This window comes from Pseudoduganella namucuonensis, from assembly GCF_900116645.1.
GTDB classification, from domain to species: domain Bacteria; phylum Pseudomonadota; class Gammaproteobacteria; order Burkholderiales; family Burkholderiaceae_D; genus Rugamonas; species Rugamonas namucuonensis.
This window is the reverse complement of sequence record NZ_FPBO01000031.1, coordinates 92,186-107,648: the sequence shown is the minus strand read 5'-3', so window position 1 is coordinate 107,648 and position 15,463 is coordinate 92,186. Positions and strand designations below refer to the sequence as shown.

12 protein-coding genes are annotated in these 15,463 nt (G+C 68.8%); 8 read left to right on the top strand and 4 right to left on the bottom strand.

All coding sequences use genetic code 11. The features are described from left to right. The 3 genes from BM436_RS26590 to BM436_RS26580 form a co-directional block, all read right to left on the bottom strand. On the bottom strand, window positions 1–1,678 hold a 1,678-nt coding region (locus BM436_RS26590; RefSeq protein WP_177307525.1), incomplete at its 3' end, for a cobalamin-dependent protein. Between the two features lie 143 nt (window positions 1,679–1,821). Beyond that, window positions 1,822–5,379, bottom strand: coding sequence for an indolepyruvate ferredoxin oxidoreductase family protein (locus tag BM436_RS26585; RefSeq protein ID WP_093558551.1), 3,558 nt, complete (start codon window positions 5,377–5,379; stop codon window positions 1,822–1,824). 271 nt (window positions 5,380–5,650) lie between these two features. Next, the gene (locus tag BM436_RS26580) at window positions 5,651–6,580 is read right to left on the bottom strand and encodes a LysR substrate-binding domain-containing protein (RefSeq protein ID WP_093558550.1); all 930 of its coding nucleotides are present in this window, start codon (window positions 6,578–6,580) and stop codon (window positions 5,651–5,653) included. Between the two features lie 98 nt (window positions 6,581–6,678). On the opposite strand from BM436_RS26580, the gene BM436_RS26575 reads away from it, so the two are divergent. Beyond that, the gene (locus BM436_RS26575; protein WP_093558549.1) at window positions 6,679–7,899 is read left to right on the top strand and encodes an HD-GYP domain-containing protein; all 1,221 of its coding nucleotides are present in this window, start codon (window positions 6,679–6,681) and stop codon (window positions 7,897–7,899) included. Here the strand turns inward: BM436_RS26575 and BM436_RS26570 are convergent. Beyond that, window positions 7,896–8,945: a GGDEF domain-containing protein gene (locus BM436_RS26570; RefSeq protein ID WP_093558548.1), complete on the bottom strand. Its 1,050-nt coding sequence runs from the start codon at window positions 8,943–8,945 to the stop codon at window positions 7,896–7,898. The genes BM436_RS26575 and BM436_RS26570 overlap by 4 nt on opposite strands. A 414-nt stretch (window positions 8,946–9,359) precedes the next feature. Here BM436_RS26570 and BM436_RS26565 point away from each other — a divergent pair, with 414 nt between their 5' ends. From BM436_RS26565 to BM436_RS26535, 7 genes are all read left to right on the top strand, one after another. Beyond that, window positions 9,360–9,536 (top strand): Flp family type IVb pilin, encoded by a 177-nt coding sequence (locus BM436_RS26565; protein WP_093558547.1) that lies wholly within the window; start codon window positions 9,360–9,362, stop codon window positions 9,534–9,536. Between the two features lie 54 nt (window positions 9,537–9,590). Further along, the gene (locus tag BM436_RS26560) at window positions 9,591–10,133 is read left to right on the top strand and encodes an A24 family peptidase (RefSeq protein ID WP_093558546.1); all 543 of its coding nucleotides are present in this window, start codon (window positions 9,591–9,593) and stop codon (window positions 10,131–10,133) included. A gap of 69 nt (window positions 10,134–10,202) precedes the next feature. Further along, window positions 10,203–11,570, top strand: a complete 1,368-nt coding sequence (locus BM436_RS26555; RefSeq protein WP_177307523.1) for a DUF8689 domain-containing protein — start codon at window positions 10,203–10,205, stop codon at window positions 11,568–11,570. Beyond that, on the top strand, window positions 11,567–12,415 hold the full coding sequence (gene cpaB / locus BM436_RS26550) for a Flp pilus assembly protein CpaB (protein WP_093558545.1): 849 nt from the start codon (window positions 11,567–11,569) through the stop codon (window positions 12,413–12,415). The genes BM436_RS26555 and cpaB overlap by 4 nt, the downstream gene beginning before the upstream one ends. Before the next feature lie 9 nt (window positions 12,416–12,424). Next, window positions 12,425–13,924 (top strand): type II and III secretion system protein family protein, encoded by a 1,500-nt coding sequence (locus tag BM436_RS26545; protein WP_229490746.1) that lies wholly within the window; start codon window positions 12,425–12,427, stop codon window positions 13,922–13,924. A gap of 8 nt (window positions 13,925–13,932) precedes the next feature. Continuing rightward, entirely contained in the window at window positions 13,933–14,256 is a 324-nt protein-coding gene (locus tag BM436_RS26540) for a DUF3613 domain-containing protein (protein ID WP_093558544.1), read from the top strand. Between the two features lie 31 nt (window positions 14,257–14,287). Continuing rightward, on the top strand, window positions 14,288–15,463 hold the full coding sequence (locus BM436_RS26535; protein ID WP_093558543.1) for a CpaE/TadZ family protein: 1,176 nt from the start codon (window positions 14,288–14,290) through the stop codon (window positions 15,461–15,463).

The following is a 15,463-nucleotide window of genomic DNA, read 5'->3' as shown; positions in this document are numbered from 1 at the left end:
TGGTGCCGGACAGCGTGTGCGAGACCAGCCGGGTGCGCAGCTCCTTGTCGCGGATTTTCACCACGTAGTCGTCGCCGGCGTAGGCGGCCTGCATGTCCGGCCATTGCGCCAGCAGTTTTTTCGCGCCGGCCTCCATGGCGCCGTCGCGCTCCGCGATCAGTTCGTCGAAATCGGCGCCCAGGTCCAGGCCGGCCTTGGCGGCGGCCAGCATGCGCTTCGATTCCCGCAACTGCTGGCGTTCGCGCGCCAGTTTCACCTGTTTCGCCGTGTTCTTGTGGTAGCCGCGCACGGTGTCCGAGATCTCGGCCAGGTAGCGCGCCCGCGCCGGCGGCACGATCACGTTCCTGCCGCTGCTGAAGCGCACCGTTTCCACCGGCAGCACGCCGGCTTGCGTCTTCATGCCGAATTGCGCCAGCTTGGGCAGCAGGCCCTGGTACAGGGCGGTGACGCCGTCGTCGTTGAAGCGCGAGGCCTGGGTGCCGAACACCGGCATCTCCTCGGGGCGCTGGTTCCACAGCTCGCGGTTGCGCTGGTATTGCTTGGCCACGTCGCGCAGCGCGTCCTGCGCGCCCTTGCGGTCGAACTTGTTGATGGCGATGAAGTCGGCGAAGTCCAGCATGTCGATCTTCTCCAGCTGCGAGGCGGCGCCGAATTCCGGCGTCATCACGTACATGGACACGTCCACGTGCGGCACGATGGCGGCGTCGCCTTGGCCGATGCCGGAGGTCTCGACGATCACCAGGTCGAAGCCGGCGACCTTGCACGCGGCGATCACGTCCGGCAGCGCCTGCGAGATCTCGGAGCCGGCTTCGCGCGTGGCCAGCGAGCGCATGAAGACTCGGCTTCGCAGTTCGCCTTCCTTGGCCCACGGGTTGATGGCGTTCATGCGGATGCGGTCGCCCAGCAGCGCGCCGCCGGATTTGCGGCGCGACGGGTCGATCGAGATCACGGCGATGTTCAGCGCGTCGCCCTGGTCCAGGCGGATGCGGCGTATCAGTTCGTCGGTCAGCGAGGACTTGCCGGCGCCGCCGGTGCCGGTGATGCCCAGGGTGGGCACCGGCAGGCCCTCGGCGGCGGCCAGCAGTTCGGCGCGCAGCGCCGGGGAGGCCTTGTCGTTCTCCAGCGCGGTGATCAGCTGGGCCAGCGGGCGGTGGCGGTCGGCGATGGGGCCTTCGCGCAGCGGCGCCAGCGCCGTGGGCGAGTACTGGGACAGGTCGATGTCGCATTGCTCGACCATCCATTGGATCATGCCGACCAGGCCCATGCGCTGGCCGTCCTCCGGGCTGAAGATGCGGGTCACGCCGTAGGCGTGCAGGTCGGCGATCTCCTCCGGCACGATCACGCCGCCGCCGCCGCCGAACACCTTGATGTGGGCGCCGCCGCGCTGGCGCAGCAGGTCCAGCATGTACTTGAAGTATTCGACGTGGCCGCCCTGGTAGCTGGAGATGGCGATGCCCTGCACGTCCTCCGCCAGCGCGGCGGTGACCACCTCGTCCACCGAGCGGTTGTGGCCCAGGTGCACCACTTCCACGCCGTTCGACTGCAGGATGCGGCGCATGATGTTGATCGAGGCGTCGTGGCCGTCGAACAGCGAGGCGGCGGTGACGAAACGGACTTTGTTGGCCGGCTTGGCCTGCTCGGGCGCGGTGGCGAGTTTCGGTGCGGAAAGGTCGTTCATGGGTGTCCTTATCGTTCTGGAACGAGGTGTTCTGAATTATATGACGCTTACGTTAACGTCAAGTCAAGCGAAAAATTCGTAAAAACCAGCGGCGAATTCCGGGGTCAGACCCGACGGGTCTGACCCCGGCCTTTGCTTCTGGTTTAGGCGGCGTGCTGGTGGCCGCCGCCGAGGATCGCCAGCAGGCGCGCCTTCTCCGCGCGGAACTCGGCCACCGCTTTTTCCTTCACGTGTCCAAAGCCGCGGATCTTCTCGGGCAGCATGGCCAGCGCCACGGCCGTGTCGTAATTGCCCGCGTTCAGCTGCGCCATCACGGTCGCCACCAGTTCCCGGTATTCGGCGACCAGTGCGCGTTCCATCTTACGCTCTTCGGTGTAGCCGAAAATGTCGAACGCGCCGCCGCGCAGGCCTTTCAGCTTGGCCAGCAGCTTGAACGCGCTCCACATCCACGAGCCGAATTCGGCCTTCACCAAGTGGCCCTTGGCGTCCTTCTTCGCCAGCAGCGGCGGCGCCAGGTTGAACTTCAGCGAGAAATTCCCCTCGAACTGCTGTTGCAGCTGCTCGACGAAGCGGCCGTCGGTGTACAGGCGCGCCACCTCGTATTCGTCCTTGTAGGCCATCAGCTTGGACAGCGACCTGGCCACGGCCATGGTCAGCTTGTTGCCGAGATTGAGGGACGCGTCCTTGGCGCGCACCTGCGCCACCATGTCCTCGTAGGTCGCGGCGTAGGCGGCGTTCTGGTAGCCGGTCAGGAAGTCCACGCGCTTCTTGATGACGGTGTCCAGCGATTGCGGCATTTGCACCACGATGGCCTGCGCCGGGATCGCGGTCTTCTCCACGCGCTTCAGGTCCACGGCGGCGCGGCGGCCCCACAGGAAGCTCTTCTTGTTCGCCTCCACGCCCACGCCGTTGAGTTCGATCGCGCGCAGCAGCGACGCCTCCGTCAGCGGGATGCGGCCGCGCTGCCAGGCGTAGCCCAGCATGAACAGGTTGGCGGCGATGGAGTCGCCCATCAGCGCGGTGGCCAGCCTGGTGGCGTCGATGAAGTCGGCCGACGAGCCGACGGATTCGTTGATCAGCGCCTTCACCTCCTCGGCCGGATACTGCCAGTCGGCCTGCTGCGCGAAGGTGCCGGGCGGCTGCTCGTGCAGGTTGACCACGGCCAGCGTGCGGCCGGGGCGCATTTTCGACACCGCGTCCGCCGCGCCGGCGGTCAGCATGTCGCAGCCCAGGATCAGGTCCGCCTCGCCGGTGGCGATGCGCTGCGCGCGCAGGTGGGCCGGCGAGCGGGCGATCTTCACGTGCGAGGTGACCGAGCCGTTTTTCTGCGACATGCCGGTCATGTCCAGCACGGAGGCGCCCTTGCCCTCCAGGTGCGCGGCCATGCCCATCAGCGCGCCGACGGTGATCACGCCGGTGCCGCCGATGCCGTTGATCAGGATGTTGTACGGCTGTTCGCATTCGGGCAGCGCCGGCTGCGGCAGCGGCGCCCAGCCGTCGTCGGTCTTGGTGGCCCCGGTCTTCGATTTTTTCAGCTTGCCGCCCTCGACGGTGACGAAGCTCGGGCAGAAGCCTTTCACGCAGGAGTAGTCCTTGTTGCAGGACGACTGGTCGATGGTGCGCTTGCGGCCGAAGTCCGTTTCCTTCGGCAGGATGGACACGCAGTTGGACTGCACGCCGCAGTCGCCGCAGCCCTCGCACACGGCTTCGTTGATCACCATGCGCTTGTCCGGGTCCGGGAATTTGTTCTTCTTGCGGCGGCGGCGCTTCTCGGCGGCGCAGGTCTGGTCGTAGATCAGCACGGAGGCGCCCGGCACCTCGCGCAGTTCGCGCTGCACCGCGTCCATGTCCTTGCGGTCGTGCAGGGAGACGATGGAGGGCAGGGCGGCGCGGTCGGTGTAGCGCGACAGGTCCTCGGTCACCAGGGCGATCCGTTTCACCCCTTCGGCGGCCATTTGCTGCGCGATCATCGGCACGGACACGGTGCCGTCCACCGGCTGCCCGCCCGTCATGGCGACGGCGTCGTTGTACAGGATCTTGTAGGTGATGTTGACCTTGGCCGCGACGGCGGCGCGGATCGCCAGGTAGCCGGAGTGGAAATAGGTGCCGTCGCCCAGGTTCTGGAACACGTGCGGCACTGTCGAGAACGCGGCCTGGCCGATCCACGGCGCGCCCTCGCCGCCCATGTGGGTGGTCAGCTTGTTGAACTCGGGGTAGATCGAGGTGGCCATCACGTGGCAGCCGATGCCGGCCAGCGCGAAGCTGCCCTCGGGCACCTTGGTCGAGGTGTTGTGCGGGCAGCCGGAGCAGTAGAACGCGGGGCGGAACGGCGTGCTGATGGCTTTTTTGAGCACCGCGTCCTTGGCGTCCAGGAAGGTCAGGCGGGCCTTGATCTGGTCCTGGATATGGGTGTCGCCGATGTAGCGCTTGACCCGGCTGGCGATCACGCGCGCCACCTGGGACACCGAGAAGTCGGCCTTGGACGTCAGCAGCCACTCGCCGCGCGGCGCGACCCACTCGCCCTTCTCGTCGAACTTGCCGATCACGCGCGGACGCACGTCGTCGCGCCAGTTGTACAGCTGTTCCTTCAACTGGTACTCGACGATCTGGCGCTTTTCCTCCACCACCAGGATCTCGTCCAAGCCCTGCGCGAATTCGCGCACGCTGTCCGGCTCCAGCGGCCAGGGCATGGCCACCTTGAACAGGCGCAGGCCGACCTTGGCGGCCATGTCCTCGTCGATGCCCAGTTCCTCCAGCGCTTCCAGCACGTCCAGGTAGGACTTGCCGGAGGCGATGATGCCCAGCTTTGCGTCCTTGGAGTCGATGGTGGTGTGGTTCAGCTTGTTTTCGCGGGCGTAGGCCAGGGCGGCGTAGATCTTATAGTCCTGCATCAGCGCTTCCTGGTTGCGCGCCTGCTGGCCCAGCGGGATGCTGGACAGGCGCGCGTTCAGGCCGCCCTCCGGCATGTGGAAGTCGTGCGGGATCCTCACCTCCACGCGGAAGGGGTTGGCGTCCACCGAGGCGGACGATTCCACCGTGTCGGCCAGCGCCTTGAACGCCACCGTGCAGCCCGAGAAGCGCGACATGGCCCAGCCATGCACGCCCAGGTCCAGGTATTCCTGCACGTTGCAGGGATACAGCACGGGGATCATCGAGGCCGAGAACAGGTGGTCCGACTGGTGCGGCAGGGTGGACGAGTAGGCGCCGTGGTCGTCGCCGGCCACCAGCAGCACGCCGCCGTGCTTCGAGGTGCCGGCGTGGTTCATGTGCTTGAAGACGTCGCCGCAGCGGTCCACACCGGGGCCCTTGCCGTACCACATGGCGAACACGCCGTCGTACTTGGCCGGGCCGATCAGGTCCACCTGCTGCGAGCCCCAGACGGCGGTGGCGGCCAGGTCCTCGTTCACGCCCGGCACGAACTGCACGTGGTGCGCCTCCAGGTGCTTCTGCGCCTTCCACAGGTTCTCGTCCAGGCCGCCCAGCGGCGAGCCGCGGTAGCCGGAGATGAAGCCCGCCGTGTTCAGGCCGGCGGCCTCGTCGCGCACGCGCTGCATCATCGGCAGGCGCACCAGCGCCTGGATGCCGGACAGGAAGATGGTGCCGGAGGTGGCCGTGTATTTGTCGTCGAGGCTGACGGTGCCCAGGCGGGAAGGGGCCTGCTCCGCGGACGCGGGCGTGGCGGGTGCCGTGATATCGGCCATGGTGATGTCTCCAAAATGGTATTCGGGATGGCGCCGGACTTGGGTGCGCCGGGTAGGCGCGTTCAGGTCTGGCGGTGGCGCCGCGGGTGGGCGGCGCATACGGATAGTTTAAGTCTAAAAAATCCGTTCAGTCGCCTAGTTTACGGCCAAGTTGACGTATACGGAAATACCGATTCGGGATAGGGCCATAAGAAAAAATGATGGCCACCGAAAAATAGCCCAGGGCTATTTAAATAAATAGCCCTGGGCGCTTTTTCGGCGCGCGGCGCGCTTACAGCAGGCGGGCGCCGAGCCAGTAGCCGCTGGCGCACAGGTCGGCGGCGACTTCGGCCGTCAGCCGGCCGACGGCGGCGGCGGCGTTGGTGAGGGGGATGTTCTTGGAGCCGCACAGCACCACCGTGCGCGAGATCGCCGGGCCGTGGATGGGCAGCGCGCGCATGTCGCCGCGCTCGACCTCGGCCAGCACCGGCGCCACCGGCAATATCGTGGCGCCCATGCCGGCCAGGATCGCGGATTTCAATATGGCGATGGAGTTGATTTCGATGACGTTGGCGGTGGCCAGCCCGGCGCCGCGCGCCACGCTTTCGACGCGCGGCCGCACGCCGTGCCGCGGTCCCGGCAGGATCAGCTGCGCGGCCAGCGCGTCGGCCAGGGAGATGTCGCCGCGATCGGCGCCGCAGGCGGCGTCGGCGCGGCAAATGAAGCGCAGCTCCTCCTCCACCAGCGGCGTGCAGACGAAGGGCGCCAGCTGGCCGTCGTCGAACAGCACCGCCAGGTTGACGCGGCCCGATTTCAGCTGCTCAACCAGGTTGCCGGTCAGTTCCTCGGTCAGTTGCAGGGTGATCTCGGGGAAGCGGGCGCGCGCCGCCGTCAGCAGGGGCAGGGCCAGCGCGCCGGAGATGCTGTGCGGCAGGCCCAGCGTGACGCTGCCGGAGGGCCGGGTGGCCGATTGCGTCACCGCCGAGCGCGCGTCCGACACCTGCTTCAGGATGGCTTGCGCGTGCTCGTAGAAGACCTTGCCCGCGTCCGTGCTGAGCACGCCCTGCGCGGAGCGGTGCAGCAGCTGCGCGCCCAACTCCTCTTCCAGCTGGCGCAATTGCTGGGTCAGCGCGGGCTGGGCCACGTGCAGCACCGTGGCCGCGCGCGACAGCGAGCCGTGGTCGACGATGGCGACGAAGTAGCGGAGTTGGCGTAATTCCATTTAAAGAATGTTGTGTGGAGGATAAAACAATGAGTCCGGGTGGAAACTATTTGTTATACTGATTTTAACCCTTCCATCGCCTCCCGCAGGTTTTGCGTATGCTCAAGAAAGTCGATTCCTCCCAGCTGAAAGTGGGCATGTACGTCCAGGACCTGAGCTGCGACTGGATGACCCACCCCTTCATGCGCAACCGTTTCCTGCTGGGCAGCGAGGACGAGATCCGCAAGATCGTCCAGGCCGGCATTCACGACGTGGTGATCGACAGCGCCAAGGGCTTGGACGTGCAGGACGCGCCCACGCTGGAGGAGGCCCAACTGGCCACCGAGCGCGAACTGACGGAACTGGCGTCCCAGCCGGCGCCCATGCTGCGCGTACCGCTGGGCGAGGAGCTGGCCCGCGCGGCGCAGATCCGCCACCAGGCCTCGAGCCTGGTTCGCACCGTGATGGCGGACGCGCGCCTGGGCAAGGCCATCGAGATCGGCCAGGTGCAGCCGGTGGTGCAGAACATCACCGAGTCCATTCTGCGCAATCCGGGCGCGCTGGTCGGGCTGCTGCGCATCAAGAACAAGGACGATTACACCTTCCTGCACTCGGTCAGCGTGTGCGCGCTGCTGGTGGCGTTCTGCCATTCGCGCGGCATCGCGCCGGAGACCACGCGCCAGGCGGGCCTGGGCGGGCTGCTGCACGACACCGGCAAGGCGCTGGTGCCGGACACCGTGCTGAACAAGCCGGCCGCGCTGACGGACGAGGAGTTCGCCGTCATCCGCCGGCATCCGCAGGACGGCTACGAGATCCTGCGCCAGTCGCCGGAGGTGAACGACATCGCGCTCGACATCACGCTGCACCACCACGAGCGGCGCGACGGCAGCGGCTATCCGCACCAGCTGTCGGGCGACCAGATCAGCGAGCTGGCGCAGATGGCGGCCATCGTCGACGTGTACGACGCCATCACGGCGGACCGCTGCTACCACAAGGGCATGTCGGCGGCGGCGGCGCTGCGCAAGATCTACGAGTGGAGCAAGTTCCACTTCAATCCGCAGTACGCGCAGGAGTTCATGCGCTGCGTGGGCATCTACCCGGTGGGCACCATGGTGCTGCTGGAATCGGGCCGGCTGGGCGTGGTGGTGGAACCGCACGAGAGCAACCTGCTGGCGCCCAAGGTCAACGTGTTCTTCCATACGAGGAAGAACGTCTACATCAAGCCGGAAACCGTGGACCTGGCGCGCGGCGTCGGCTTCGGCGGCGCCGACAAGATCGTCGGCCACGAGTCGCCGTCCAAGTGGAACGTGGATCCGATGCGGTTTTTGTCGCTGGCCTAGAAGAATTCGGCGGTGTCGTTGGATTCGATGGTCTGCAGCAAGCCGCCGCTGACCAGCTCGTCGTAGTGGCAGGTCATGTTGCGGCCGTGGCTCTTGGCGTAGTACAGCGCCTGGTCGGCGTGGCCGAGGATGATCACCGGCGCCTCGTAGGCGCTGATGCTGACGTAGCCCACGCTCACCGTCACCCGGCCCACCTGCGGGAACTCGTGCGCCTCCACGTCCATGCGGAAACGGTCGATGATGCGCTGCGCGTTGGCCTGCGTGGTCGAGCGCAGCAGCACGACGAATTCCTCGCCGCCGAAGCGGAACACGCGGTCCTGCGCGCGGAACGAGGAGGTCAGCAGGTTGGCGATCAGGATCAGCACCTCGTCGCCGTACAGGTGGCCGAACTTGTCGTTGACGTTCTTGAAGTGGTCGACGTCGACCACCGCCAGCCACTGTTTTTCCTGGTCCGAATGGTGGCGGCGTTCCTCCTCGCCGGGCGGCAGCGCCAGCGCGTCCTGCTCGATGCTGCTGGCCTGCAGCATCTTGGCCAGCTGGTCGTCGAAGGTCTTGCGGTTGAGCAGGCCGGTCAGCGAGTCGCGCTCGCTGTAGTCCAGCAGGTTCTGGAAGTTGCGGTAGACGCTGACGATGCCGGCCACGATGTGGATGGTCTCGTTGTTGTAGGGCGTGGGGTCGACGATTTCCAGGCAGGTGTTGGCCTTGTCGCCCAGCCAGATCGGCAGCCACAGCGTGTGGTTGCCGTCGGCGTCGAGCTGGTCGGCGCTCGACTCGTGGCGCGCCAGGCAGGCCGCCAGCGCCGGGAAATTGCCGATCGGGTCGCCGGCGCCGGCCGGGTCGGCGTGCTCCTCCATGCGGGCGGCGCTGCCCACCGAGATGGTGGCGCGGCTGCGCACGAAGATCTGGCCGCGCACGGTGGTCAGGGTCAGCACGCGCGTCTGCCGCGCACCGGCGAGCTCCTGCACCGCCGAGATCACGGAGATGTCGAGCATTGTGTGATCGCGGTGGCCGGTCATGTCCACCATGTGTTTCAGTAGGGAATCCATCGTCGTTCTCTGATCACACACCCATAGCCTCAAGCTTCATACCAGAAAGCCCATCATAGCGAGTTTTGCCGCGGCTGCAAGGCTCACAGTGCTTGGAAGCACGAGGCCTTTCCAAAAGACAGCTAAGCAGAATAATCGCTTTTTATATTATAGGCAATTCGTCAATGCGAAAATTCTGCTAAAACGCCACGATTCTACCTCTCCGCGCCAAGCTTGAGCGCGCCGCAGCGGGCCTTGCCGCGCAAGGGGCGCGCGAATCCCGCGCGAATCGCCCTCAAAATAATTCCACATGGAAAGCTTGTTCCCTATCAACATGCATCCGAGCACCGCGCCTATAGTGGACGTAATGGCGGCGGCGTGGCTGCAGACAGGCTGTCCGCCAGGGTTTGTTCAACCTTTTTCAAGGAGCACATCATGAACACAGTCATCACAACCATCCGTAATTTCGCCCGGGACGAGGAAGGGATCACAGCCATCGAATACGGCCTGATCGCGGCCGTCATGGCCTTGGGCCTCACCACCCTGTTCACCAGTCTGACCGGCGGCCTGGACGCCGCCTTCGATGACATCGTGGACAAGCTGACGCCGTAACGCTGCCGCGGCGCGCCGGCGGTTTCGCCGGCGCGTCTGGCAACGGAGAACGCGATGCTGAACGCGATCGAAGTTGTACTGCTGTGGCTTGTCATCCAGGCCGCGGTCACGGATCTTGCCGTGCGCAAGATCCCCAATGTGCTGGTGCTCAGCGGCTTGCTGCTGGCACTGGCCTTGCACTGGAGGATGGGGCCGCCCTGGGCGACCCTGTCGTCCTGGCTGGCCGGCGGCGCGACCGGTTTCCTCCTGTTCCTGCCCCTGTACGCGCTGCGCGGCATGGCGGCGGGCGACGTCAAGCTGATGGCCATGGTGGGCGCCTTCGCGGGCCCCGCGCAGGCGCTGCACATCGCCCTGCTGAGCATTATGGCCGGTGGCGTGCTGGGCCTGCTGATGATGGCGGCCAGCGGACGCCTGCGGCAGGGCCTGCGCAACCTGGCCACGCTGCTGTGGCCCATGCTGTTGCGGCTGGCCGGCGTGCCCGCGCAGCCTGTGCCCTTGCCGCGCGGAGCCAGCGTGGGCGGCATGCCCTACGCCGTGGCGGTGGCGGCCGGCTCGGCGCTGTCCATACTGTCGGGGCATTTCCACACGGCAGGTTAAGGTTTGCTGACGGTCAATATCCGCCAGGAAAGCAATTGCTAGTATCGATTCCTCACCGAGGAGAACATCATGATGGATGTCGAATCCCTGCTGCCCGCCACCCGCGTCGCCGAGGAGGAAAACGGCGCGGTGCTGCCGCCGCAGCCGCGCAATGTGCGCGAAACCGGGCTGGAGCAGCAACTGATCGTGGAGCTGATCGCCAAGGCCATCTTCACGGGCGGCCGCACCCACCTGCCCATCCTGGCCACGCGGCTGCGGCTGTCGGTCAACGTGCTGCGCGAGGCGCTGGACTTCATGGTGGCCGAGCAGGTCGCCGAGGTGGCCTGGCGCGGCGACGCCGACATCGACGTGCAATACCAGCTGACGGCGGCCGGCAAGCAGCGCGCCGCCGGCTGGCTGGAGCGCTCGCCCTATGTCGGCCCGGCGCCGGTGCCCCTGGAGAGCTACCGCGCCATGGCGGCGCGCCAGGCCGCGCAGCTGGCCACGGCCACCGTCACGCCGGACGAGGTGGAGGCGGTGTTCGGCGACTGCGGCTTCGACGCCGGCGTGCACCGCCTGGTGGGCGCGGCCATGCACGCCGGCCGCTCGATGCTGTTGTACGGCGCGCCGGGCAGCGGCAAGAGCACGCTGGCGCGCAAGCTGGGCCGGCTGCTGCCGGGCGCGGTGCTGGTGCCGCACGCGGTGGCGGTGGGACGCGAGATCGTGCAACTGTACGACCCCGCCGTGCACCAGCCGCCGGCGCCGCAGCCGGGCGCGCTGCCGCGGCCGGTGCTCGAGCGGCGCAGCGGCGACGCGCGCTGGATGCTGTGCCAGCGTCCGCTGGTGCAGCTGGGCGCCGAGCTGGACGCGTCCATGCTGGAGCTGCGGCACGACGCCTTCTCCGGCTGCTACCAGGCGCCGGCGCACTGCAAGGCCACCCACGGCCTGATCGTCGTCGACGACCTCGGCCGCCAGCGCATCCCGGCGGCGGCCTTGCTGAACCGCTTCATCCAGCCGCTGGACGCCGGCCAGGACCAGCTGACGCTGCAGGGCGGCTACAAGTTCGCCATGCCCTTCCACGCGATGCTGGTGTTCGCCACCAACCTGCCGCCGCAAACCCTGCTGGACGGCTCGGCGCTGCGCCGGCTGGGCTACAAGATCCATGTGGGCGAGCTGAGCGAGGCGAACTATCGCGCGCTGTTCCGGCGCCTGTGCCGGGCCGCCAACCTGGCGCCGGACGAGGCCGCGCTGCGCTACCTGATCGAGGAGCTGCACGGCGGCGGCGGCCAGCCGCTGCTGGCCAGCTATCCGCGCGACATCCTGGCCCGGCTGGCCGACTTCGCCAGCTACGCCGGCGAGGCGCCATGCCTGACGGTGGCGGCGCTGGACCAAGCCTGGTCCAGCATGTTCGCGGCCGGCCAGCCGGCCGAGGCCCAGCGCGAAGCGAGGATGGCATGAAGAACCGCCGCGCCTATTTGATGCTGGGACTGGCCGTGCTGCTCGGGCTGGGGGCGGTGCTGCTGGCGTCGCGCTGGCTGCTGGGGCGCCAGCCCGGCGCGGCCGGCCGCATCGTGGTGGCCGCCACCGACGCCAGCCTGGGCCAGCGCCTGACCGTGGAGATGGTCAAGCTGGCCGACTGGCCGGCCGACAGCCTGCCGCCGGGCGCGCTGCGCGACCCGCGCAAGGTGGCCGGCCGCGTGCTGAAGTACGGCATGCTGCGCGGCGAGCCGCTGAGCGAGGCCAAGCTGGCGCCGGCCGGCACGCTGGGCGGGCTGTCGGCGCTGATCGCCGAGGGCAAGCGCGCCATCACCGTGCGCGTCAACGACGTGGTGGGTGTGGCCGGCTTCGCGCTGCCGGGCAACTACGTCGACATCATCGTCCACACGCGCACCGGCGGCGAATCGCAGCGCGAGCACGACATTTCCAAGATCGTGCTCGAGCGCATCCTGGTGCTGGCGGTGGCGCAGGAGGTGGGGCGCGACGACACCAAGCCGCGGGTGGTGAACGCCGTCACGCTGGAGGTGACGCCCGAGCAGGCCGAGCACCTGGACCTGGCGCGCTCGGTGGGCACGCTGTCGCTGGCGCTGCGCAACCAGGTCGATCCGCGTCCCGGCGTCACGGACGGCGCCACCAAGCTCACGCTGCTGGGCGCGCAGGAGGCGCCGCTCCAGCCGCCGAAACCCGAGCCGGCCCCCCGGCCGCGCCTGGCGCAGCTTCCCGCGCCGGCCGCCGCCCCGCGGCCGGACACCCGGCATTGCGTCGGCGTCATCGACGGCGTGCGCAGCAGCCGGGAATGCCTTTGAGGACCAGCCATGAAAACTTCCGATCTCCTGGCCGCGGCCTGCATGGCCGCGGCGGGCGCCGCCGGCGCCGCCGTCCCGTCCGCGGCCCAGTCCGCCGCGCCGTCCGCCGCCCCCGCGGCGGCGCGCCCGGCCGCGCCGCCGCGCCCGGCCGCGGCCCTCCCGGCGGGCGCCGCCGCCCCGGCGCGCAACGAGGGGCCGCGCTGCACCGGCGAACTGGGCGCGCCCTCGCGGCTGGCCCTGCAGCCGGGCAAGTCGACGCTGCTGCGCCTGCCGGAAACGGTGGCCAGCCGCAGCGTCGGCAACCCGGCCGTGGCGCAAGCGATGCTGGTGGCGCCGGACACGCTGTACGTGGCCGGCGTCGACTTCGGCGGCACCAATATGATCGTCCAGTTCAAGAGCGGGCGTTGCAGCGTGGTCGACGTCGACGTCGGCATGGACGCGGCCGGGCTGCAGGCCAGCCTGGCGGCGCTGCTGCCGCACGAGAAGGACATCCGCGTCAGCGCCGCCGCCGACGCGCTGGTGCTGAGCGGCACGGTGGAGGACGGCCCGACCGTGGCGCAGGTGCTGGAACTGGCGCACGCCCACGTGCGGCGCGCCACGCCCCAGTCCGCCGTGCTGCGCGGCGAGGGCGAGCGGGCGGCGCCCGCGCCGAAGGCGGAGTCCGCCACCGCGCAGGGGGCGCGCGTGATCAACCTGCTGGCGGTGGCCGCGCCGCAGCAGGTGATGCTGGAGGTGAAGATCGCCGAGGTGTCGAAAACCCTGCTCGACAAGCTGGAGGCCGGCGTGATGCTGCACTACGCCGGCGGCGGCTGGGCCGCCACGCTGTTGTCGAACTTCCTGACCGGCGTGGCGCGCGGCCAGTTCGACGCCAGCCGCAACAGCGGCGCCACCGGCTCCCGGCGCCTCACCATCGACGCCGAGAGCCAGGACAGCCTGGTGCGCATCCTGGCCGAGCCCACCGTGATGGCGGTCAGCGGCCAGGAGGGCAGCTTCCTGGCCGGCGGCAAGATCCTGATCCCGGTGGCGCAGGACGACCGCCGCGTCACGCTGGAGGAGAAGGAGTTCGGCGTCGGCCTGCGCTTCACGCCCACCGTGCTGTCGGGCGGGCGCATCAACCTGAAGGTGTCGCCGGAGGTGTCGGAGCTGTCGCGCGAGGGCGTCGGCATCCAGGCCGGCGGCATCGGCGGCACCGCCATCCTGCCGCTGGTGACCACCCGGCGCGCCTCGACCACGGTGCAGCTGTACGACGGCCAGAGCTTCGCGATCGGCGGCCTGATCCGTAACAACCAGAGCAGCAGCGGCAAGCGCCTGCCGCTGCTGGGCGATGTGCCGGTGCTGGGCGCGCTGTTCCGCAGCACCGACTTCCAGCACGAGCGCACCGATCTGCTGTTCGTGATCACCGCCCGGCTGGCCAAACCGCTGCCGCCGGGCCAGCCGCTGCCCACCGGCGACATGACGCCGCCGTCGCGCGCCGAACGGTTCCTGGGCGGCAAACAAGAGCAGCCATGAGGTCCGTCATGAAACCAGCCACGCAATCCGCCCTGAAACCCGCCACCGGCCCCGCCGCCGCCGCCGCGGCGAGGTCCGCCGCCGTCCCGCTGCTGGCGCTGTGCCTGCTGCTGGCGGGCTGCGCAGCCCCGCGCGCGCCGCAGCCCTTCGGCGTCGCCACCCGCTCCGCGCTGGCGCTGCAGGTGGCCAACCCGGCGCCCGCCGCCGCCGGCCGCGCGGCCGGCATCGACGGCGCCACCGCCGCGCGCGCGCACGAGCGCTACCTGAAGTCCTACGCCGCGCCGGCGCGGCAGCCGGACGTGTTCGCCATCGGCGCGGGGGAGGGGAAATGACACACCGCCCCGTCCAAGCGAAGGAAACCCCATGAAAGCGCTACTGATCAGCAAGGACAGCCTGCTGTACGCGGAAATCGAGGCGCAGGGCTCGGCCCGCGTGCCGGCCGTGCAGGTGTCCTCCTCGCGCCACGGCCTGCGCGACGCCATCGAGCGCCAATTGCCGGAGCCGCCCGAACTGGTGATCCTGGACGCCAGCGAGCTGGGGCCGGACGAGGAGGCGCTGGTCGAGCGCCTCGGCAAGCACTATCCGCGCGCCAGCTACATCCTGCTGACGCGCGCGCCGCGGCAGGACTTGCTGATCCGCGCGATGCGGGCCGGCATGCGCGAGGTGCTGGCGCTGCCGCTCGACCACCGCGCCTTCCACGACGCGATGGACCGCATCGAGGTGGAGACCGGCGTCACCCATATGCGCGACGGCAAGGCGCTGGCCTTCATCTCCTGCAAGGGCGGCAGCGGCGCCACCTTCCTGGCCACCAATTTCGGCTACGCGCTGGCCGAGCTGGCCGGACGCAAGGTGCTGCTGATCGACCTGCACGGCCAGTTCGGCGACGCCACCTTGTACGTGTCCGACCAGAAGCCGGTGATGACCCTGTCCGACGTCTGCGGCCAGATCGGCCGCATGGACGGCGCCTTCCTCGATTCCTGCCTGGTGCACGTGGCGCCCAACTTCGGCGTGCTGGCGGCGGCCGACGACGCCGGCCACACGGTCGACATGAAACCGGACCACATGGACACCATCCTGCGCGTGGCGCGCCAGCACTACGACTACATCGTGCTCGACGTGGGGCGCCAGATCGACGCCATCTCGCTGCGCGCGCTGGACAACGCCGACACCATCTACCCGGTGCTGCAGCTGGCGCTGCCCGACATCCGCGACGGCCGCCGCCTGCTCGACATCTTCCGTTCGCTCGGCTATCCGGGCGAGCGGATCCGGTTGATCGTCAACCGCTACGAAAAGGGCGGCAAGCTGCGCCTGGCCGACCTCGAGTCGGCGCTGGGGGCCGAGGTGGTGCACACGGTGCCCAACGACTACCCGGCCGCGACCGATTCCGTCAACCAGGGCGTGCCGCTGCTGCGGCTGTCGCGCGGCAGCCCGCTGGCGCGCAGCCTGGCCGACCTGGTCGAGCAGGTGACCGCGCGCCGCGTGTCCGAAAGCAAGGGGCTGTTCGACCGCTTGTTCGGTCGCGGCGACGCCGAACTGTGA